Origin of the sequence: Streptomyces sp. NPDC002884 (genome assembly GCF_040295245.1) — a bacterium.
Taxonomy (GTDB): Bacteria; Actinomycetota; Actinomycetes; order Streptomycetales; family Streptomycetaceae; genus Streptomyces.
Window position 1 is genome coordinate 13,473 of sequence record NZ_JBEOVB010000011.1, and the last position, 20,238, is coordinate 33,710.

Genomic DNA, 20,238 nt, shown 5'->3' on the forward strand with positions numbered 1-20,238 from the left:
CTAACCCGCCGCGTACGCCAACGGCGGGCAGATCGCCTGGGCGTCCGCGCCCTCCCCCAGCCACAGCCGGATCAGCAGCGCCGCCGTCGCCTCCAGCAGGCCGGCCCTGTCGAGTCCCCCCGCGTTCAGCGGCTCGCAGCCCAGGTCGCGGACGAGCCGGCGTACGACGGACAGGGCGGCTTCGTCGTCCCCGCACAGCGGGACCGCCAGGCGGCGGCCGTCGAACACGGGCGGCTTCAGGCGCCAGACGTCGACATGGCACAGGTTGAAGGCCTTCACGACGTGCGCGGTGGGCGCGGCGGCGGCGACGCGTTCGGCCGCCGACGGGCCGTCCGCCGTGAGCAGGCCGAAGTCCGGGCCCACCGGATTGGTGCAGTCGATCAACACCCGTCCGCGCAGGGCTTCCTCCAGCCCGCCGACCACCTCGACCACGGCCTCGTACGGCACCGCCAGCAGTACCGCGTCCGTCCCGGCCGCCGCGGCCTCCCGCAGCCCTCCCGAACGGCCGCCGGTGACCACCTCGTGCCCGGACCGCCGCCACTGGGTGCCCAGCGCGTCCGCCATTCCGCCCGTACCGAGAATTCCCACGCGCATGATTCCTCCTCCTGTCCCACGGGTCTGCTCCCACGGGTCTGCTTCCACGGCTCTCCGCCCCGCCGTCCGCGGTCCGCGGTCCGCGTTCCATGGATCTCCCCTGACAGTAGGAAGCCGCTCAGGCACCATTCGGTACGTGACCACCGACCTCGCGTTCCTCGCCGACTGCCGGACCCGGCTCGCCTTCGACCTCGTCTCCCACACCTGGAACCCGGTGGTGATCTGGGCCCTCAAGGACGGGCCGGGACGCCCCGGTGAACTGCGGGCGCGCATCGGCGGGATAAGCCAGAAGGTACTGACGGAGACGCTGCGCAGGCTGGAGTACAACGGGCTCGTCACGCGGCAGGCGTACGCCGGTTCGCCGCCGCGGGTGGAGTACGGACTCACCGGCCTGGGACGGACGTTGCTCCCGGCGATCGAGGCCTTCGGCACCTGGGCCCATGACCACGGGGACGAGGTGATCCAGGCCCAGGACCGCTACACGCGTGACGCCTGAGGGACCGTCGCCGGGTCGGCCGGGGTCTCGCGGGTGACGTACTGCGGGACCGGTGTGTCGTCCTCGCCGGTGTCACGGACCAGGCCGTAGCGCCCCGCGCCCTGCCCGGGGCCGCTCGTGACGTCCTTCTCCACGGCGTCCCAGGTCGTCGGGAAGACGTTGAGGCCGTAGTCGGCGCCCCGCTCGTTCACGGTGAGGGTGACGCTGCCTGCGAGGTAGAAGTACTCGTTCTGCCACATCTGCTGGGTGCCGGACGGCAGGACGACGTAGCCGGTGGTCGTGCTGCCCATGCCGGTGGCGGTGGCGTCCGTGGCGCCGACGGGGTCGTCCATGCGGCGGCCGCCGCCGGAGGCCACGTGGAAGAGCTTGCCCTTCAGCCCCGTCCAGCTCGGCATGACCAGGCCGCCGGACCGGTACTGGGGCGATATCTGCCAGCGCACGAGGACATAGCCCTGCCCGCTGAGCGTCACGCCGTCCCCGCGGTGGTTCATGGTGGCGTGCGCGCCGCCGCTGCTGGTGACGCCCGCCGCGGGCCGCCGCGGCAGGGCGGCGGGCGGTGTGTCCGGGTCGGGCGCGCTGTCGACGGCGTCGACGGCGCTCCCGTACCGGGCCGTCCCGCGCTCGCTCGCCGACGCCGACGGAGACGGAGACGGAGACGGCGAGGCCGAGCGGGACGGGGCGGGGCCGGGCGAGAACGGCGCGCCGGCGGGTGTGCTCGCCGCCGTGGGCACCACGGCGGCGCGGGCGGGCGGATCGTCGGGGGTCTGTACGACGACATAGGCGCCGCCCGCGGCGAGTGTCGCGCCGGCCGTGACCGCGACGGCCGGCTTGGTGAGCGCGGTCAGCACCTTCGCGGACCAGCCGGCGGAGGCCGCGCCGGTCGCCGCGGCGGCCGTCTTGCCACCCAGGGCCAGGGAGATCGTGAAGCCGGCCGGCACCGGGACCAGCGCGATCCCGACGAGCAGCCGTTCCGCCGGTACGAAGGACTCACGGGTGTCGCCGCAGTAGCCGCAGCCGCGGATGTGCCGGGCCAGCCGCTTGCGCCACACGGAGTCCGGCCGGCCGTTCCAGCGGGTGGTCAGTTCGCGCAGGTCGGAACAGGCGCCGTCGAGGGCGCGCACGATGCCCCGGGAGACCTCCAGGCGTTCCTTGACCCGCTGGACCCGTACGGCGGCGTGCTGCCTGCTGATGCCGACGGCCGCGGCCAGTTCGCGGCGGGTGAGTTCGCCCGCGACCTCCAGCCACCACAGGGACAGCAGTTGCCGGTCCTCGTCGTCGAGCCAGCGTGCCGCCTCCGCGACCTCGCGCCGCTGCCCCTCCAACTGGAGCCGGAGAACGGTGAGTTCGGCGAAGTCGGCGGCCTCGCCGGACGGCACGCTCTCGTCGAGGCGCTGCGGGGTCCGGCGGCGTGCGCGGTCCCGGATCTGCCGCATGGCGATCGCGACCAGCCAGGAGCGGAAGCTGTCGGGGTCCCGCAGCGAGCCGAGGTTGTCGACGGCGCGCAGCATCGTCTCCTGCACGACGTCGTCGACGTCGGCGTGGCCGTTCAGGGCGCGGCCGACGATGTTGTAGACCAGCGGCAGCCAGCCCGCCACCAGCTCGTCCAGCGCCCGCCGGTCGCCGGCCTGCGCGTCGGCGATGGTGGCACTCCAGTGCCGGCCGGCCTCGGCGTACGTCCTCATGCCCGCACCCTCTCAGCCGGGACCCCACTGTCGGCAAGGTCGGAGATCACACCGGGGAGACGGCCCCGGCGGCCGCCGGATAACACTTTTCCGGCCCCCGTAGGGGACACCCCCGGCAACTCCACTATTTTGTAAGGCAGTTGCTCAGGGTTCCTCCAGGGGCGGCCCCCTCCTCGGCGACGATACGCAGCGGGCGCCCGCCACCGGAGGATCGGCACCAGTCCCTCCGACCAGTCCGACGCCCTGACCCTGGAGCCCGTATGCGCGCCCGCCGCCGCACCACCGTCCTCGCCGCCTCGCTCGTCCTCGCTCTCACAGCGGCCGGACCGCTGGCCGCCCCCGCCTTCGCCGGGCCCGCCGTCACGCGGCACGCGAACAGCCTCGACACCGAGGCCCTCGCCGCGGCGATCACCGGGCTCCCCGACGCCGACGCGACCGCCGCCCTGGTCCGGGTCGGCGGCACGGACGGCGCCTGGCGCGGCAGCGCGGGCGTGCACGACCTGGCGAGCGGGGCCCCGGCCGACGCCGACGCCCGCTTCCGGGCCGGTTCGACGACGAAGGTGGTGACGGCGGCGGCCGTGCTGCGACTGGCGGCCGAGCGGAGGATCGACCTGAACACGCCGGTCCAGCACTACCTGCCCGGGCTCCTCGGCAGGCAGTACCGGCCGATCACCGTACGGCAGCTGCTCGACCACACCAGCGGCATCCCGGCGGGCGACGGCCTGGGCGAGACCTTCGCGGAGGTGTACGCGCACCGCTTCGACACCCTGACCCCGCAGCAGGTCGTGGCCTCGGCGGCGGCCAAGCAGCCGGAGTTCCGCCCGGGGACGAAGCAGCACTACCTGAACATCAACTACACGGTCCTGGGCCTGCTGATCGAGAAGGTGACCGGCCGGTCGTACGCGTCCGAGGCCACCCGCCTGGTGCTGGCGCCCGCCGGCATGCGGGACACGTACTTCCCCGGCACCGACCCGCGCGTCCTCGGCCCGCACAACCGCGGCTACCAGGCGGTGGAGAAGGCCGACGGGACGACGGAGTTCGTGGACGTCACCGAGTGGAACCAGGCGGACCGGTTCGCGGCCGGCGACATGATCTCCACGACCGCCGACCTGGAACGCCTGCTCACCTCCCTCTTCAAGGGCCGGATCGTGCCGCAGCCGCAGCTGCGGGAGATGTTCACGGTCCCGGCGCACATCGACGGCGCCACCTACAGCGCGGGCCTGCAGCGCTTCGAGTACGAGGGAAGGGTCTACTGGCTCAAGTCGGGCGCCCGGTACGGCTACAGCGCGCTGATCGCCGGCACCCGCGACCTCGGCCGCACCCTCGTCTACTCCGTCAACTCCACGGACGCCAAGAGCGAGGACATGAACCCGGTGGCCCAGCGGATCGCGATGGCCGCGCTCAAGTGACGGCGCGCCGGCCTCACTCCGACGAGCCCGACTCCTGCGCGACGGTCGGGGTGGGCCGCGCCGTCGAGGACCTGCTCGCCTCGCCCGCCGTGGTCGGCTCGGGCGACCGGCTACGGTCGTGACCGGGGGTCGGGACAGCGGTGTCGACGGGGGCAGTCGACGGCCGCGGATCCGCGGCCGGGGTCGGGGCCCCCTCGGTAGGGCGGTCGGTGGCCGGTACGGGCGAGGACGACGGCGACGGCACGGCCGACGGGCCGCTCACCGACGGCGGGGCGAGCGGGACCACCGGGCGCGCGGGCGCGTCGGACGCCGTCAGGCGCAGCGGCAGCAGGACGGCGAACACGGCGATCCCGCAGGCCGCGCCGACCCCGGCCGCGGTGCGCAGCAGCCGGCGGCGGACCGCGCCGCGGCGGATCTCCTCGTAGCGGCCGGGCGGCGGGCCGAGGTGGCCGGGGACGGGCCCCAGGATGACGGTGAGGGGGTCGTCGGGGTCGAGGTCCGGGCCGTCGTCGAAGTCGTCAGTGGGTGTGATCAAGGCTTCTCCTCAGGTGGGCGCGGAGCAGTTCGCGGGCCGCGTGCAGGTCGGCCTTGACGGTTCCTTCCTTGCGCCCGGTCAGCACGGCCACCTCCCGGATCGGCATGTCAGCGTAGTAGTGCAGCAGGATCGGGACGCGCAGCCGGTCGGGCAGGGACTGCACGAGCAGCCGCACCGAGGGGTCGGCGGGCTCGGCGGGCGGGGCGACGGCGGCCTCGACGGTGACCCGGCGCAGGGCCCGGCGCTCGCGTTCGAGCTTGCGCCAGTGGTCACGGACCAGGTTGGCGGCGGTGACGAAGAGGAAACCCTGGGGCTCCGCCACGGCCGTCCAGCGGGCCCAGAGCCGGGTGAACGCCTCCGAGGCGATCTCGTGCGCCGTCTCGTCGTCGTCGACGAGACGGCGGCACCAGCCGGCGAGGCGCGGGTAGAGGGCGGCGAACAGCTCGGACGCCGCCCTCTCACGGGACCGAGAGGGCCGTTTCAACGTTCTCCCGCGGGAGTCAGGGCGGCGAAGACGATCACGTTGTCGCGGTATCCGTCGCCGGTACGCGGCCCGCCGCAGGTGATGAGACGCAGTTCGGGCCGGTCCACGTTCCCGTAGACCCTCTCGGTCGGGAACTCGGCCTTGTCGACGGTCGTCACCTCGGTGACGGCGAACTCGGCCGTCGTGCCGTTCTCCAGACGCGCCCCGATCCGGTCGCCCCGCTTCAGCCGGTCGAGGTGCCGGAAGACGCCGTCCCCGTACGTGCCGACCGTGACATGGGCGAGGATCACCGACGGCCCGGTCTGTCCCGGTGTCGGCGAGTTCTCGTACCATCCCGCGCGGTCGTGCTCCTCGACCGGAGGCACCGCCACGCTGCCGTCGGCGGCCAGCCCCAGCCGCATGACCGGGGTGTCGACCCCGATGGCCGCGATCCGCAGCCCGACCGGCACCGAGCGAGCGAGGGGATGCGCCGCCCGGACGGAGGGGGCCGGGGAGGTGCCCGACGTACGTGCGGCGGCGCCCGGGGCAGCCGGGTCGCCGGCGCAGCCCGCGACCAGTGGCGCCGCCAGGGCCGAGAGGATCAGGGCGCGCCTGGAGAGCGGGCTCATGCGCCGGTCGCCCTCCGGCGCCGTACGACGTAGAAGCCCGTGCCGGCCGCCGCCAGCACCGTGGCCGCGCTGCCGCCGATCAGCCCGCCGTGCCCTTCGGAGGTCTCCCCGACACCGGTGTCGGCCCCGCCCCGCGGCACGACACCGACCTGGCTCGGAACGGCGGACGGTCCCGTGGCGGGCTCGGTCGGGGCCGGGACCGGGGTCGCGTCGCCGCCCGCCTCGGCGGGGGCCGGTGTGGCGCTCCGGTCCGCGGTGGTGGGGCCGGGCGTCGGCGTCCCGCTGTCGGCCAGTGCGGGCGCCGCGCCCACCAACAGGGCGGTGCCCGCAACTACCAGGGCGGCGAGGCCCGTTCGCGGCATGAGTCGCATGAATCGCTCTCCTTCATCGGTCCGTTGACGGATCGAGCGAAGAGACGAGACAGCCGGGACACAGGTTGTAAAGAGATGGCAAAGCCGGAGAGGCCGCCGTCACAGCCCCGCGATGGCGTTCCACCGCTTGGCGAACTCCAGGCGCTCCGTGGAGGTGATGTCGCGCGCGATGGCGAGGCGTTCGCGCATTTCGGCGTTCGGGAAGATGAGCGGGTTCTCCGCGAGGGCCGCCGTCTCCTCGTCGTCGGAGTCGGCGAGGACCGCCTGTGCGGCGGGGACCGGGCACACGTAGTTCACCCAGGCCGCGAGCTCGGCGGCGACCTCGGGCCGGTAGTAGTAGTCGATCAGCTTCTCGGCGTTCGCCTTGTGCCGGGCGAGGTTGGGGATCATCAGGGACTCCGCCCACAGTTCGGCGCCCTCCTCGGGCACGACGAAGCGGATGTCGGGGTTGTCGGCCTGGAGCTGGATGACATCGCCGGAGTACGCCTGACAGGCCAGGACATCGCCGCTGACCAGGTCCTTGGTGTAGTCGTTGCCGGTGAACCGGCGTATCTGGCCGCGGCCGACCTGCTTCTCCACCTCGTCGCAGACCTGGTGGAAGTCGTCGGCGGTCCACTTCGTGACGTCCACGCCGTTGCCCTGCATCAGCAGCGCGAACGCCTCGTCCAGGCCGGACAGGAGCGTCACCCGCCCCTTGAGGTCGTCGGCCCACAGCTCCGAGACGCTGCGTATCTCGCGGCCCAGCTTCCGCCGGTTGTAGGCGATGCCGGTGATGCCGGACTGCCACGGCACGGTGCACGCGCGTCCGGGGTCGAAGGCGGGCGAACGCAGCAGCGGGTCGAGGTACTCGGTGACGTGGGGCTGTGCGGCCCGGTCCATCTCCTGCACCCAGCCGAGCCGTACGAACCGGGCGCACATCCAGTCGCTGATGACGATCAGGTCGCGGCCGGTCTGCTGATGGTTCATCAGCGCGGGGCTGATCTTGCCGAAGAACTCGTCGTTGTCGTTGATCTCCTCGACGTAGTCGACGGAGATGCCCGTGCTCTTACGGAAGGCGTCGAGCGTGGGCCGCCGGTCGGGGTCGTCGTCGTCCGTGTCGATGTACAGCGGCCAGTTCGACCAGGTCAGCCGCTTGTCGCCGGCGGAGAGGTCGGCTCCGGCGCGGTCACTCGGCCGCACATACGCGGCGGGCACTCCGCAGCCGGCGAGCCCGCCGAGAGCGGCGGCGCCCCCGAGCGCGTGCAACAGGGAACGGCGGGACACGGCGCGCGAGAACGAGGGAGTCTGGGGCACGCCGTCAGCATGCCGTGGTGCCGGCCCGCGGACAATCAACACTGCGTCGAGCACACCGCGCACGAACCGACACCTTGTCCACCACCGCTCCACCGGACAACAGACGAAACGGCCCCCGGTCCAGGAACCGGAGGCCGAACTCCCCGAGAGACACGGAGAACAAGAAGCGCACACACCACACGCACAGCCCAACTCCCCCAGGGGCGAGGAAAACAAGGGGCGCGCGCACCATACGTTCAGCCCAACTCCCCCAGGGGCGCGGGGAACTGCGCGACCGGCCACAACACACCCGCACCCGCCCACAGGCGCCGCCACCGGCACAGGTACCCGCACCCACGCAGCACGCAGGCACCCGCACCGGAACAACGCGCCGGCCCGCGGAGCGCTACGCGTCCAGGGACGTCATGACGTGCTTGATGCGCGTGTAGTCGTCGAAGCCGTAGCCCGACAGGTCCTTGCCGTAGCCGGACTTCTTGAAGCCGCCGTGGGGCATCTCGGCGACCAGCGGGATGTGCGTGTTGATCCACACGCAGCCGAAGTCGAGCTTCTTGGACATCCGCATCGCGCGGCCGTGGTCCTTGGTCCACACCGAGGAAGCGAGGGCGTAGTCGACGCCGTTGGCCCACTCGACCGCCTGGTCCTCGTCCGTGAAGGACTGGACGGTGATGACCGGCCCGAAGACCTCATTCTGGATGATCTCGTCGTCCTGCTTCAGCCCGGAGACGACGGTCGCCGCGTAGAAGTAGCCCTTGTCGCCGACCCGCTGTCCACCGGCCTCGACCTTGGCGTGGGCGGGCAGCCGCTCGATGAAACCGGTGACCTGCTGGAGCTGGTTGGGGTTGTTCAGCGGGCCGAAGAGCACGTCCTCGTCGTCCGGCTGCCCGGTCTTGGTCTCCGCCGCCGCCTTCGCGAGCGCGGCCACGAACTCGTCGTGGATGCCCTCCTGGACGAGGACGCGGGTGGCCGCCGTACAGTCCTGGCCGGCGTTGAAGAAGCCCGCCACGGAGATGTCCTCGACGGCCTTGGCGATGTCGGTGTCCTCGAACACGACGACCGGCGCCTTGCCGCCCAGCTCCAGGTGGACGCGCTTGAGGTCCTTCGACGCCGACTCGGCGACCGACATGCCGGCACGCACGGAGCCGGTGATGGAGGCCATCGCCGGGGTCGGGTGCTCGACCATCAGCCGGCCGGTGTCACGGTCGCCGGTGACGACGTTGAAGACGCCCTTGGGCAGGATCGAACCGATGATCTCGGCGATCAGGACGGTGGAGGCCGGCGTGGTGTCGGACGGCTTGAGCACCACCGTGTTGCCGGCCGCGATCGCCGGGGCGAACTTCCACACGGCCATCATCATCGGGTAGTTCCACGGCGCGACCTGCGCGCAGACGCCGACCGGCTCGCGGCGGACGATCGAGGTCATCCCGTCCATGTACTCGCCGGCGCTGCGCCCCTCCAGCATCCGGGCCGCGCCCGCGAAGAAGCGGATCTGGTCGACCATGGGAGGGATCTCCTCGGAGCGGGTCAGCCCGATCGGCTTCCCCGTGTTCTCCACCTCGGCCGCGATGAGCTCCTCGGCCCGCTCCTCGAACGCGTCCGCGATCTTCAGCAGGGCCTTCTGGCGCTCGGCGGGCGTCGTGTCGCGCCAGCCCGGGAACGCCTCGGCGGCGGCCGCCATCGCGGCGTCGACGTCCGCGGGGCCGGACAGCGGGGCGGTCGCGTACGCCTCGCCCGTCGCGGGGTTGACCACTTCGGTGGTCCGTCCGTCGGCGGCGTCCCGGAACTCGCCGGCGATGTAGTTGCGTAGCTTGCGCAGCCGTCCCAGCTCGGTGCTCACTGCCGGCCCTCCAGTTTCGGTGTCCATTGACTGAGACACCCACACTAATCCTTGCTCTGACGTTTTCAACACCCCTGATCCCGTCGAGGCTGCGGAATCCGCAGATCTTCCTTACGTAAACAACGAATTTCATCGCCCCGACCTTGCGGAACTGTCGAGACGTCGTGCACAGTGAGGCCGTGGCCAGTCGAAGCGCAGAGCACAGGGACTCCCGCGAGTCCAGGAACGGCAGCACCCCTCACCTGGATGCCGTCAGCCTCGCCATCATCCAGCAGCTCCAGGAGGACGGCCGCCGGCCGTACGCCGCGATCGGCAAGGCCGTCGGCCTCTCCGAGGCGGCCGTGCGTCAGCGCGTCCAGAAGCTGCTCGACCAGGGCGTGATGCAGATCGTCGCCGTGACGGACCCGCTCACCGTGGGCTTCCGCCGGCAGGCGATGGTCGGGATCAACGTGGAGGGTGATGTCGAGTCCATAGCGGAAGCGCTGACCGACATGGCGGAGGTCGAGTACGTGGTGATGACCGCGGGCTCCTACGACATCCTCGCCGAGATCGTCTGCGAGGACGACGACCACCTGCTGGACGTCATCAACAAACGCATCCGTGCCCTGCCGGGCGTGCGCTCGACCGAGAGCTTCGTCTACCTGAAGCTGAAGAAGCAGACCTACATGTGGGGAACCCGATAATCGTGAGGACCCGATAACCGTGAGCACCAAGGACCTCAGCCGCACCGCGTACGACCACCTGTGGATGCACTTCACCCGCATGTCCTCGTACGAGAACTCCCCCGTCCCGACCATCGTCCGGGGCGAGGGCACCTACATCTACGACGACAAGGGCAAGCGCTACCTCGACGGTCTCGCGGGCCTGTTCGTGGTCCAGGCCGGCCACGGCCGCGTGGAGCTCGCCGAAGCGGCGTTCAAGCAGGCGCAGGAGCTGGCGTTCTTCCCGGTGTGGTCCTACGCCCACCCGAAGGCCGTGGAGCTCGCCGAGCGCCTCGCGGACCACGCGCCCGGCGACCTGAACAAGGTCTTCTTCACCACCGGCGGCGGCGAGGCCGTCGAGACCGCCTGGAAGCTCGCCAAGCAGTACTTCAAGCTCACCGGCAAGCCGACCAAGTACAAGGTCATCTCCCGCGCGGTCGCCTACCACGGCACCCCGCAGGGCGCCCTGTCGATCACCGGCCTGCCGGCCCTGAAGGCCCCCTTCGAGCCGCTCGTCCCGGGCGCGCACAAGGTCCCGAACACCAACATCTACCGCGCCCCGCTCTTCGGCGACGACCCCGAGGCCTTCGGCCGCTGGGCCGCCGACCAGATCGAGCAGGAGATCCTCTTCGAGGGCGCCGACACTGTCGCCGCGGTCTTCCTGGAGCCCGTCCAGAACGCCGGCGGCTGCTTCCCGCCCCCGCCCGGCTACTTCCAGCGGGTCCGCGAGATCTGCGACAAGTACGACGTCCTGCTGGTCTCGGACGAGGTCATCTGCGCCTTCGGCCGCCTGGGCACCATGTTCGCCTGCGACAAGTTCGACTACGTCCCGGACATGATCACCTGCGCCAAGGGCATGACCTCGGGCTACTCCCCGATCGGCGCCTGCATCATCAGCGACAAGCTGGCCGAGCCGTTCTACAAGGGCGACAACACCTTCCTGCACGGCTACACCTTCGGCGGCCACCCGGTCTCCGCGGCGGTCGGCCTCGCCAACCTCGACCTGTTCGAGCGCGAGAACCTCAACCAGCACGTGCTCGACAACGAGGGCGCGTTCCGCTCGACCCTGGAGAAGCTGCACGACCTGCCGATCGTCGGCGACGTCCGCGGCAACGGCTTCTTCTACGGCATCGAGCTCGTGAAGGACAAGCACACCAAGGAGTCCTTCGACGACGAGGAGACCGAGCGCGTCCTGTACGGCTTCCTCTCCAAGGCGCTGTACGACAACGGCCTGTACTGCCGTGCCGACGACCGCGGCGACCCGGTCGTCCAGCTCGCCCCGCCACTGATCTCCAACCAGGAGACCTTCGACGAGATCGAGCAGATCCTGCGCGCCACGCTGACGGAGGCGTGGACGAAGCTGTGATCGTCAGCCTGATCAGCTGATCAACACCGGCCCCGGTGTCGACCGTTCGAGTGAGAAACGGCGACCCGGGGCCGTGTGCTGTCCGGCCTTCCCCTCCTGGCTGCCTAGCGTGCGAGTGACCGATCGGCCCTGTCTTCGTTCCCCCGCACGGGGGATTGGCACGGGAACCACAGATCTGAACCGAGGTGTACGCCCATGGAGGCCCCGCCGGACAACGACGTGCTGTGGGCACGCTCCCTCTACTTCACGCACCGCGACGGCTCACCGGCGCTCGGCGGTGTCTCGCTGGGCGTGCGGGAGGGCGAGATCCTCGCCGTCGGCGGCCCGCGCGGCAGCGGCAAGACGACCCTGCTGCACTGTCTGTCCGGCCTGGTGCCCGCCCAGCGCGGCGAGGTCTGGTTCAACAGCGTCCCCGTCCACACGATGGGCCCGATGGCCCGCGAACGGCTGCGCCGCGACCGCTTCGCCTGGATCGACCCGGCACCGGTTCTCGTCCCCGAACTCAATGTCTGGGAGAACGCGGCCCTCCCCCTGATGCTGCGCGGCACCAGCCGCCGCCGGGCCAAGGCCGCGGCGCTGGAATGGCTGGACCGACTGGACATCGGCGACCGGTCCCGCAGCCGCCCGCACGAGCTCACCCAGGCCGAGCGCCAGCGGGTCTGCATCACGCGCGCCCTGGCCCCGGCCCCCTCGGTCCTCTTCGCGGACGAGCCGACGGCCCCCCTGCACCGCGCGGACCGGGCCCAGGTCCTGCGCACCCTGACGACGGCGGCCCGCTCCCACGGCATCACCGTGGTGCTGGCCACCCACGACCCGGAGACCGCCGCCCTCGCCGACCGCACGGTGACGCTGATGGACGGCCGCCGGGTCAAGACGGTCCATCTGCCGCCGGTCACGGAGTCGGAAGGCCGGGGGGCCGCGTGCTCGCTCTCCGTCTGACGCGCAGCGCCCACCCCGCCGTCCAGCTCCGCCGCCTCCTGGTGGCGACGGCCTCGGCGGGTACCGGCTTCCTCCTCCTGTGCACCCTCGGCCGCGCGCTCACCCACCCCGAGGCCCCGGCCGCGTCCGTGCTCCGCCTCGCCTGGTGCGCGGTCCCGCTGGCCGCGACGGTCTACTTCGCCCTGGCGGTGGCCCGCACGGACCCCGGCACCCGCCCCCGCCCCGGCCTGGCGGCGATCGGCCTGGGCCCGGCCCGCCTGATGGCCGTGTCGGCGATGACGACGGCTCTGTCGACGCTGCTCGGCTCCATGCTGGCCCTGCTGCTCTTCCTGCATCTGCGCGGCGACCTCACGGGCATGCCGTTCGACGGGGCGGCCGACGACTTCCTGGCCGCGGACCGGCCCCTGCCGCTGCCCGCGTCCCTGACCCTGCTGGCGCTGGTCCCGGTGACCTCGTCCCTCGCGGTGGCGCTGATGCTCCGCCCGCGGGACACGCGCGTGGCGGCCCAGGCGGCCCCGAGGCTGCTCGGTCGGTTCGGCGCGTTCGGAAGGACGGGGGCGGGCGACAGGTTCGGCGAGTACGGCCGCTTCGGGGCGAGGACGAGGAGCCCCCGGCCGACGCTCCCGTCGGCGGACGCCCCCCTCGCCGAGACGGCTCCCGGCCCGGCGGCGGACGGCCCGCCCGCCCGCCCGGCTCCGGGCGGGCACCCCGCCGAGGCGGTCTCCGGCCTGACGGCGAACGGCATCCCGTCGGCACCGGGCACCACGACCCTGCCCGCGGCCGCAGCACCGGCCGTGGTCAACGGCACGGCGGAGACCTCCGCCGACGGCGTCCCCGAGATCCAGCCACAGCCGCAGCCCCAGGCACCCACGCAGACGCAGACGCGTCCGCCCCACCCCACCGCCCTCCCCTGGGGCATGGCTCTCCTCGCCGCCGGCCTGGCCGTGGAGGCGTACGCGAACCGCACGGCGAACCCCAGCACCCTCCCCCTGCCCGGCGGCCTCCCCACCGGCCCCGCCGCGGTCCTCCTCGGCTGGACCCTGACCGCCGTGGGCCTCGCCCTCGCCGGCCCCGGTCTCACCCACCTCTGCGGCCGTCTGCTGCAATCGGCCCGCCCCGGCGCCCTCCGCCTCCTCGCGGGCCGCGGCCTGATGCAGGAGGCGGACCGGATCGGCCGGCCGCTGGGCGTGGTCTGCGCGGTGGCGTCCGGCGCGTTCACGATGGCCGCGCTGTACGACCCTGCCGACCCTGCCGACCCTGCCTTCGGCCCGCTCACCACCCTCGGCGCCCTGGTCGTGGCGGGCTGCACGGTCGCCACGCTCCTGACCGCGGCCGTGGAGGCGCGGCAGGTCCGCGCCGACACCACCGCCGCCCTGCTCCGCCTCGGCGCCCCGGCGAAGACACTGCGCAGCGCCGCCGCCCTGCGCACCGGCGCCCTGCTCGCCCTCTTCGTCCCGCTCACGCTGATCGTGGCCGAACTGGCGGCCCTCCCGCTGACCCGCTGAAGCCCGCCCGCGCACGAAAAAGATCCCCGCTCCGCGATGAGTTCCGCACGGCCCCCCGGTCTACCCCGACGAACACCCCGCACGAGCAACGCGAACCCCCTGGGAGAGACCCGATGACCACTCCGGCCTATCAGCAGATGATCTTCGTGAACCTGCCCGTGAACGACCTCGACGCCTCGAAGAAGTTCTTCACGGAGCTCGGCTACACGATCAACCCGCAGTTCAGCGACGACAACGCGGCGTCCGTGGTGATCAGCGAGACGATCGTGGCGATGCTGCTCACCAAGCCGTTCTACTCGACCTTCACCAAGAAGGAGATCGCGGACGCCTCGAAGACCAGCGAGGTCCTGATCGCCCTGAGCGCGCAGAGCCGCGCGAAGGTCGACGAACTCGTCGACAGGGCGCTCTCGCTGGGCGGTTCGCCGAGCGGCGAGACGCAGGACATGGGCTTCATGTACGGCCGTTCCTTCGACGACCTCGACGGCCACACCTGGGAGGTCGTCTGGATGGACCCGTCGGCCATCGAGAGCTGACCCACCGCTGGTCCGGCGCTGCCTAGCATGGGCGGGTGCATCCGACGACACCCGCCCAGCCGTTCGACGGCTCCCACGACCGTGAGATCGAGTCCCTCGCCGAGTTCGACGAGGTGGCCCGCACCCACGGCACGCTCTCCCACTTCCGCGTCCAGTCCGTCGACCTGACGGCCCGTACGGACGCCCTCCTCGCCCTGGACACCTCCGGCGCCGTCTTCCTCGGCTGCCCGATGGACCCGGCGGCGGCCACGAAGTCCCGCGCCTCCGGCGCCCTGGTCTTCCCGCCCGTACCGGGTCTGTCCTTCGACCCGTACCGCGGTTTCCTCTACTCCCCCGACGAGTTGTTCGCGTCCCTGGACGAGGGCTACGAGGCGACGCCGGACGCCCTCACGTACGCGTGGTTCCAGCGCACGAAGACGGACGGCGACATATTCGGCTCGATGCTCCGCTCGATCCACGACGACGCCATCTCCGACGCGCTCGACGAACTCCTCGTCGGGGAGCGCGTGGTGGGTGTCATGGGCGGCCACGCCATGGCGCGCGGTACGGAGGCCTACGCCGGCGCGGCCCGGCTCGGCCGCGCACTCGCCCGGGCCGGGCTCATGGTGGCGACCGGTGGCGGACCCGGCGCGATGGAGGCGGCGAACCTCGGCGCGTACGCGGCCCCCTTCGACGACGAGATGCTCACGAACGCCCTCCGACTCCTCGCCAGGGCACCGAAGTTCACACCCTCCGTCACCGACTGGGCGGCGGCCGCCTTCGAGGTGCGGGCCAAGTGGCCGGGCGGCGGCCCCTCGGTCGGCATCCCGACGTGGTTCTACGGCCACGAGCCGCCGAACCCGTTCGCCGCGCACCTCGCCAAGTACTTCTCCAACGCCACCCGTGAGGACGGCCTGCTGGCCCGCTGCACCGCGGGCGTGGTGTTCCTGCCGGGCGCCGCCGGGACCGTACAGGAGATCTTCGACAACGCGACGCCCAACTACTACGGGTCGCGGGGAGAGCCGACGCCGATGGTGCTCGTGGACCGGGAGCACTGGACCCAACGGCTGCCCGCCTGGCCGCTCTTGCGGTCACTCGCCCGGGAGCGGTCCATGGAGTCCCGTATCGCCCTCGTTGACCGGATCGAGGAGGCTCCGGAGGCGTTGAAACGTCTCGGTGGTTAATAAGCGGGCAAAGCCAGCCGCTCGGAGGCGTCCCCGCATTGACACTTCTTATGGAACGCTTATAGACCTGTGAGTCTGCTGGGGATGGTGACGCACTCGGCTCACCGGGGGCGCCATCTTCCCCTCCACCCCCCGCAGTTGCGCTTCCCGTAAAGGACAAACGTGTCCATTTCCCGCCGTACCGCCGCCCGTTCGGTGCGCATGCTCGGTGTCACCGCCGCCTCCGCCGCCCTGGCGCTCAGCGCCGCCGGCACCGCGCTGGCCTGCGACATCAGCGAGTTCTCCGCCACTGCCGCCTGTGACGGCGCGAAGGGCGTCATCACTGTCACCGACAAGGACCCCACGGGCGTCCCGGCCGAGATAACCGTCTTCCTCGAGAACAACGGCGGCGACCTGAGGCAGGTCGGCAAGGCCCAGACCGTCAAGGGTTCGGCGCTGGGCGTCTCCGTCTCCTTCGCCGAGGACTGGGAGCCGAACGCCGAGTACCGGATCCACGTCAAGGCCGCCGAGGGCGAGAAGGTCATTCTCGACAAGGACATCGCCGGCAACCTGACCACCCCGTCCAAGGCCTGCAAGGCCGACGACACGTCCACGCCGTCCACCACGCCGTCCTCGACGCCGTCGGACAGCACGACCACTCCGCCGCCGGCCGAGACGATCACCCCGTCCCCGTCCGGCTCGGCGAGCGACAGCGCCGCGCCCGCGCCCTCCGCGAGCAACGCCCCCTCGGCCGCGGCCCAGGAGTCCAACCTGGCCGAGACCGGCGCGAGCTCCAACACCGGCCTCGTCGTCGGCATCGCGGCCGTCCTCGTCGCCGTCGGCGGTGGCGCGGTGTTCTTCGGTATGCGGCGCCGCGGGTCCAGCCAGCGCTGACCCGCACGACCGACCGGCCCGCCGGACGTACACGTGTGGCCCGCCCCTCTCCGGGGCGGGCCATCCGCGTCTCCCGTGCCCTCGGCCGGACCTCGTCCTCCGCCGGCGGTCAGTCCAGTACGACGGTCTCGGCCGCGTCGAAGGACACTCCCACCACGCTCCCGACCTCCGGCGCGTCCCGCAGCGTGCACGCCGCCTCCAGCCTCGGCGCGCCCTCCGGCTGGAGCCGCACGGCGACATGGGTGCCACGGAAGGTACGGGCGGCGACCGTGCAGCGCAGCCCCTCGTCCGCGCCCACCAGGCGCACCCCGGCGGGCCGGACGAGCAGCGAGCGCGCCCCCTGCCCCGACCCGGCCGGCACCGGCACCTTGCCCCACGGCGTGACCGCGGCCTCCTCCGTGACGGTCGCCTCCACCACGTTGTCGAAGCCGAGGAAACGCGCCACGAACGCGTCCGCCGGCCGCTGCCACACCTCCAGGGGCGTACCGGACTGGGCGATCCGCCCGTCCCGCATCACCACGACCCGGTCCGCGAGCGCGAACGCTTCCCCCTGGTCGTGGGTGACCGCGAGCACGGTCGTCCCCAACCGGCCGAACAGCTCGCGGAGTTCGACGACCAGGCGCTCCCGCAGCGACCGGTCGAGCTGGCCGAGCGGCTCGTCGAGCATCAGCAGCCGGGGTCGCGGCGCGAGGGCCCGGGCCAGCGCCACCCGTTGCTGCTCACCACCGGAGAGCGCGGCCACCGCACGGCCCGTGGCACCCGGAAGCCCGACCAGTTCGAGCAACTCCGCCACCCGCTCGCCCTGCCGGGCCCTGGGCATGCCGTGCATCCGCAGCCCGAAGGCCACATTGCCGCCCACGTCCCGCTGCGGGAACAGCTGATGGTCCTGGAACATCAGCCCGAGCTCCCGCTTGTGCGCGGCCACCCCCGCCTGGTCGCGCCCGTCGAGCAGCACCCGCCCGGCGTCCAGTGGCTGGAGCCCGGCCACCGCCCGCAGCAGCGTCGACTTGCCGCTGCCGCTCGGCCCCAGCACACACACCACCTCGTGCTCGGCGACCGCGAGATCGACGGCGTCGAGCACGGGCCGCCCGCCGAACCGCACGGTGGCGCGCTCCAGTTCCAGCAGCATCTACAACTCCCCCGTCCGGTCGGTCCGCAGTCGCTCCAGCACCAGCAGCGCCACCACGCACACCACCATCAGAATCGTCGAAAGGGCCATCGCCTGGCCGTAGTTGAGCTCGCCGGCCCGCCCCAGCAACCGCGCGACGGCGACCGGCAGCGTCGGGTTGTCGGGCCGTGCGATGAACACCGTCGCCCCGAACTCCCCCAGCGACACCGCGAAGGCGAACCCGGCCGCGACGAGCAGCGCCCGCCACACCATCGGCAGGTCGACCTCCCGCCACACCCGCCAGGGCGACGCCCCGAGCACGGCCGCCGCCTCACGCAGCCGCTGGTCCACCGCCCGCAGCACCGGCAGCATGGTCCGTACGACGAAGGGGACGCCGACCAGCGCCTGCGCGAGCGGCACCAGGATCCAGGTACCGCGCAGGTCCAGCGGAGGCTCGTCGAGCGCGATCAGGAACCCGAAGCCGACGGTCACCGCGGAGACGCCCAGCGGCAGCATCAGCAGCGCGTCGAAGCCGCGGACCAGCCGTCCGGCGTCCCGTCGGGTGAGCGCGGCCGCGGCGAGCCCCCCGACGGCCAGGGCGATCGCGGTCGCGGCCGCGGCGTACTGCAGCGAGTTGCCGATCGCCTCGATCGGCGGGACCAGGAAGACATTGCCGTCGTCACTGGTCAGCGCCCGGTAGTAGGCGAAGCCGGGCGCGTCGAGCGAGCGCTGCGCCAGCACCGCCAGCGGCAGCACCAACAGGACGGCGATCGTGCCGAGCACCCCGGCCAGCAGCGCCCACTGCCCGGCCCCGCGCGGCCGCCGAGCCGTCACCGACGCGTCCACCAGCCGCAACGCGGTCTCCCGCCGCCGTACGGTCCGGGCGTGCACCGCGAGGATCGCGCCGACGGCCAGGAACTGGACGATCGTGAGGACGGCGGCCGTGGACAGGTCGAAGATCTCTGAGGTCTGCCGGTAGATCTCCACCTCGAGGGTGGAGAAGGTGGGGCCGCCGAGAATCTGCACCACTCCGAAGGAGGTGAAGGTGAAGAGGAAGACCATCAGCGCGGCGGCCGCGACGGCGGGCCCCAGGGCGGGCAGGGTGACCGTGCGCCACGCGGTCAGGCGGGACGCACCGAGCGTCCGCGCCGCCTCCTCCTGCCGCGGGTCGAGCTGCGACCACAGCCCGCCCACCGTCCGTACGACGACCGCGTAGTTGAAGAAGACGTGCGCCAGCAGGATCGCCCACACCGTGGTGTCCAGCCGTACGCCCCACAGGTCGTCGAGCAGCCCACCGCGCCCGACGAGCGCCAGGAACGCCGTACCGACGACGACCGTCGGCAGCACGAACGGGACGGTGACGACGGCGCGCAGCACCTGCTTGCCCGGGAACTCCAGGCGGGCGAAGACGTACGCGGCGGGCAGCGCGACCAGGAGCGTGAGCGCGGTGGAGGCCAACGCCTGCCAGGTGGTGAACCACAGGACGTGCCGGATGTCGGACTGCGCGAGCACGTCCCACAGCCGCCCGAAGCGCCAGCCCCCGTCGGAGCCGAGCCCCCGGGCGACGATCGCCGCGACCGGGTAGGCGAAGAAGACCGCGAAGAACGCGACGGGCACGGCCATGAGCCCGAGCCGCGCCGCGTTCCCCGCGCGGGCCGCGCGCCCGGTCACTTCAGTACGAGCGAGGTCCATGACTTGACCCAGTCGTCACGGTTGTCGGCGATCTTCGCCGGGTCCAGCGTCTCGGGGTCCTCGGCCTGCGGGCCGTACTTCGTGAACTCCGCCGGCACCGCGGCCCCCTCCCGCACCGGGTAGACGAACATGTTGAGCGGCATGTCCTGCTGGAACTCCTTGGTGAGCAGGAAGTCGAGGAGCGCCTTGCCGCCCTCGGGGTGGGCTGCGTTGCTCAGCAGACCCGCGTACTCGACCTGCCGGAAGCAGGTGCCGGTGGAGACACCGGTGGGGGCGGTGGTCGGCTTGGGATCGCCGTAGATCACCTCGGCGGGCGGCGAGGAGGCGTACGAGACGACGAGCGGCCGGTCGGCCCCGGCCTTCTTGCCGCCCGCGGACCCGGAGAACTCCTCGTTGTAGGCCTGCTCCCAGCCGTCGACGACCTTCACGCCGTTGGCCTTCAGCTTCTTCCAGTAGTCCGCCCACCCCTCGTCGCCGTACTTCGCGGCGGTCCCGAGGAGGAATCCCAGCCCCGGGGAGGAGGTGGCGGCGTTCTCGGTGACCAGCAGGTTCTTGTACGCGGGCTTCAGCAGGTCGTCGAAGGAGGCGGGCGGGGTCAGCTTGTGCTCGCTGAAGTACGCCTTGTCGTAGTTGACGCAGATGTCGCCGGTGTCGACGGGCGTGACCCGGTGCTTGCCCTGGTCGGCCCGGTACGCGGGCAGGACCTGGTCGGAGCCCTTCGCCTCGTACGGCTGGAACAGCCCGTTGTCGAGGGCGCGCGACAGGAGCGTGTTGTCGACGCCGAAGAAGACGTCGCCCTGCGGGTTGTCCTTGGTCAGGATGGCCTTGTTGACGGCCTGACCTGCGTCGCCGTCCTTGAGGACCTTCACCTGGTAGCCGGAACTCTTCTCGAAGTCCGCGAGCACGCTCTTGGAGACGGCCCACGAGTCGTGGCTCACGAGGGTGACGGTCTTGGAGCCCGCCGCCGAACCGTCGTCGTCCGACGATCCGCAGGCGGACAGGGTGACGAGGCCGAGGCCGACGGCCGCGGCCACGAACGTCCTGGTGTGCAC

Annotated in this window: 20 protein-coding genes; 9 read left to right on the forward strand and 11 right to left on the reverse strand. The window is 72.1% G+C overall.

Going from position 1 to position 20,238, the window contains the following annotated elements:
- A complete protein-coding gene (locus tag ABT070_RS22555; protein ID WP_351763409.1) occupies positions 1-594 on the reverse strand; it encodes an NADPH-dependent F420 reductase in 594 nt (197 codons plus the stop codon).
- Positions 595-730: 136 nt separating this feature from the next.
- Between ABT070_RS22555 and ABT070_RS22560 the strand changes: the two genes are divergently transcribed.
- Entirely contained in the window at positions 731-1,090 is a 360-nt protein-coding gene (locus ABT070_RS22560) for a winged helix-turn-helix transcriptional regulator (RefSeq protein WP_351763411.1), read from the forward strand.
- On the opposite strand, the gene ABT070_RS22565 is transcribed toward ABT070_RS22560, so the two are convergent.
- Entirely contained in the window at positions 1,072-2,772 is a 1,701-nt protein-coding gene (locus ABT070_RS22565) for an RNA polymerase sigma factor (protein ID WP_351763413.1), read from the reverse strand. The two genes, ABT070_RS22560 and ABT070_RS22565, sit on opposite strands and share 19 nt — an antisense overlap.
- A gap of 260 nt (positions 2,773-3,032) precedes the next feature.
- Between ABT070_RS22565 and ABT070_RS22570 the strand changes: the two genes are divergently transcribed.
- Entirely contained in the window at positions 3,033-4,181 is a 1,149-nt protein-coding gene (locus ABT070_RS22570) for a serine hydrolase domain-containing protein (RefSeq protein ID WP_351763414.1), read from the forward strand.
- Between the two features lie 13 nt (positions 4,182-4,194).
- Here the strand turns inward: ABT070_RS22570 and ABT070_RS22575 are convergent, their stop codons facing one another.
- From ABT070_RS22575 to ABT070_RS22600, 6 genes are all read right to left on the reverse strand, one after another.
- Entirely contained in the window at positions 4,195-4,716 is a 522-nt protein-coding gene (locus ABT070_RS22575; protein ID WP_351763416.1) for a hypothetical protein, read from the reverse strand.
- On the reverse strand, positions 4,700-5,200 hold the full coding sequence (locus ABT070_RS22580) for an RNA polymerase sigma factor (protein WP_351763418.1): 501 nt from the start codon (positions 5,198-5,200) through the stop codon (positions 4,700-4,702). The genes ABT070_RS22575 and ABT070_RS22580 overlap by 17 nt, the downstream gene beginning before the upstream one ends.
- Positions 5,197-5,808: a class F sortase gene (locus ABT070_RS22585; protein ID WP_351763420.1), complete on the reverse strand. Its 612-nt coding sequence runs from the start codon at positions 5,806-5,808 to the stop codon at positions 5,197-5,199. The genes ABT070_RS22580 and ABT070_RS22585 overlap by 4 nt, the downstream gene beginning before the upstream one ends.
- On the reverse strand, positions 5,805-6,179 hold the full coding sequence (locus tag ABT070_RS22590) for a GVDTG sorting domain-containing protein (RefSeq protein WP_451101382.1): 375 nt from the start codon (positions 6,177-6,179) through the stop codon (positions 5,805-5,807). The genes ABT070_RS22585 and ABT070_RS22590 overlap by 4 nt, the downstream gene beginning before the upstream one ends.
- Positions 6,180-6,278: 99 nt before the next feature.
- Positions 6,279-7,472, reverse strand: coding sequence for a polyamine ABC transporter substrate-binding protein (locus tag ABT070_RS22595; protein ID WP_351763422.1), 1,194 nt, complete (start codon positions 7,470-7,472; stop codon positions 6,279-6,281).
- Positions 7,473-7,857: 385 nt separating this feature from the next.
- Entirely contained in the window at positions 7,858-9,306 is a 1,449-nt protein-coding gene (locus ABT070_RS22600; protein WP_351763424.1) for a gamma-aminobutyraldehyde dehydrogenase, read from the reverse strand.
- Positions 9,307-9,470: 164 nt separating this feature from the next.
- Between ABT070_RS22600 and ABT070_RS22605 the strand changes: the two genes are divergently transcribed.
- The 7 genes from ABT070_RS22605 (at position 9,471) to ABT070_RS22635 (ending at position 16,386) form a co-directional block, all read left to right on the forward strand.
- Positions 9,471-9,989, forward strand: coding sequence for an Lrp/AsnC family transcriptional regulator (locus ABT070_RS22605; RefSeq protein ID WP_020128673.1), 519 nt, complete (start codon positions 9,471-9,473; stop codon positions 9,987-9,989).
- A 19-nt stretch (positions 9,990-10,008) separates the two neighbouring features.
- A complete protein-coding gene (locus tag ABT070_RS22610) occupies positions 10,009-11,373 on the forward strand; it encodes an aspartate aminotransferase family protein (RefSeq protein ID WP_351763426.1) in 1,365 nt (454 codons plus the stop codon).
- 195 nt (positions 11,374-11,568) lie between these two features.
- Complete coding sequence (locus ABT070_RS22615; protein ID WP_351763428.1) at positions 11,569-12,312, forward strand: ABC transporter ATP-binding protein; 744 nt, start codon at positions 11,569-11,571, stop codon at positions 12,310-12,312.
- Positions 12,294-13,817 carry a hypothetical protein gene (locus ABT070_RS22620; protein WP_351763430.1) on the forward strand — a complete coding sequence of 508 codons (1,524 nt, stop codon included), beginning with the start codon at positions 12,294-12,296 and terminating at the stop codon, positions 13,815-13,817. Before ABT070_RS22615 ends, ABT070_RS22620 begins: the two co-directional genes overlap by 19 nt.
- 113 nt (positions 13,818-13,930) lie before the next feature.
- Entirely contained in the window at positions 13,931-14,350 is a 420-nt protein-coding gene (locus tag ABT070_RS22625; protein WP_351763432.1) for a VOC family protein, read from the forward strand.
- A gap of 35 nt (positions 14,351-14,385) precedes the next feature.
- Positions 14,386-15,513, forward strand: coding sequence for an LOG family protein (locus tag ABT070_RS22630; RefSeq protein ID WP_351763434.1), 1,128 nt, complete (start codon positions 14,386-14,388; stop codon positions 15,511-15,513).
- A gap of 162 nt (positions 15,514-15,675) precedes the next feature.
- A complete protein-coding gene (locus ABT070_RS22635; protein WP_351763436.1) occupies positions 15,676-16,386 on the forward strand; it encodes an LAETG motif-containing sortase-dependent surface protein in 711 nt (236 codons plus the stop codon).
- A gap of 109 nt (positions 16,387-16,495) precedes the next feature.
- Here the strand turns inward: ABT070_RS22635 and ABT070_RS22640 are convergent, their stop codons facing one another.
- Genes ABT070_RS22640 through ABT070_RS22650 form a run of 3 tightly spaced genes read right to left on the reverse strand, consistent with a single transcriptional unit; the run spans position 16,496 to position 20,238 of the window.
- Positions 16,496-17,515, reverse strand: coding sequence for an ABC transporter ATP-binding protein (locus ABT070_RS22640; RefSeq protein ID WP_351763438.1), 1,020 nt, complete (start codon positions 17,513-17,515; stop codon positions 16,496-16,498).
- Positions 17,516-19,186, reverse strand: a complete 1,671-nt coding sequence (locus tag ABT070_RS22645) for an ABC transporter permease (protein WP_351763440.1) — start codon at positions 19,184-19,186, stop codon at positions 17,516-17,518. It lies immediately after the preceding gene.
- Positions 19,162-20,238 (reverse strand): thiamine ABC transporter substrate-binding protein, encoded by a 1,077-nt coding sequence (locus tag ABT070_RS22650; RefSeq protein WP_351763442.1) that lies wholly within the window; start codon positions 20,236-20,238, stop codon positions 19,162-19,164. The genes ABT070_RS22645 and ABT070_RS22650 overlap by 25 nt, the downstream gene beginning before the upstream one ends.

Coding starts and splice junctions, on each gene's coding strand:
- ABT070_RS22640 (WP_351763438.1), bottom strand. CDS start 17,515: ATGCTGCTGGAACTGGAGCGCGCCACCGTGCGGTTCGGCGGGCGGCCC.
- ABT070_RS22585 (WP_351763420.1), bottom strand. CDS start 5,808: ATGAGCCCGCTCTCCAGGCGCGCCCTGATCCTCTCGGCCCTGGCGGCG.
- ABT070_RS22565 (WP_351763413.1), bottom strand. CDS start 2,772: ATGAGGACGTACGCCGAGGCCGGCCGGCACTGGAGTGCCACCATCGCC.
- ABT070_RS22590 (WP_451101382.1), bottom strand. CDS start 6,179: ATGCGACTCATGCCGCGAACGGGCCTCGCCGCCCTGGTAGTTGCGGGC.
- ABT070_RS22625 (WP_351763432.1), top strand. CDS start 13,931: ATGACCACTCCGGCCTATCAGCAGATGATCTTCGTGAACCTGCCCGTG.
- ABT070_RS22645 (WP_351763440.1), bottom strand. CDS start 19,186: ATGGACCTCGCTCGTACTGAAGTGACCGGGCGCGCGGCCCGCGCGGGG.
- ABT070_RS22570 (WP_351763414.1), top strand. CDS start 3,033: ATGCGCGCCCGCCGCCGCACCACCGTCCTCGCCGCCTCGCTCGTCCTC.
- ABT070_RS22615 (WP_351763428.1), top strand. CDS start 11,569: ATGGAGGCCCCGCCGGACAACGACGTGCTGTGGGCACGCTCCCTCTAC.
- ABT070_RS22555 (WP_351763409.1), bottom strand. CDS start 594: ATGCGCGTGGGAATTCTCGGTACGGGCGGAATGGCGGACGCGCTGGGC.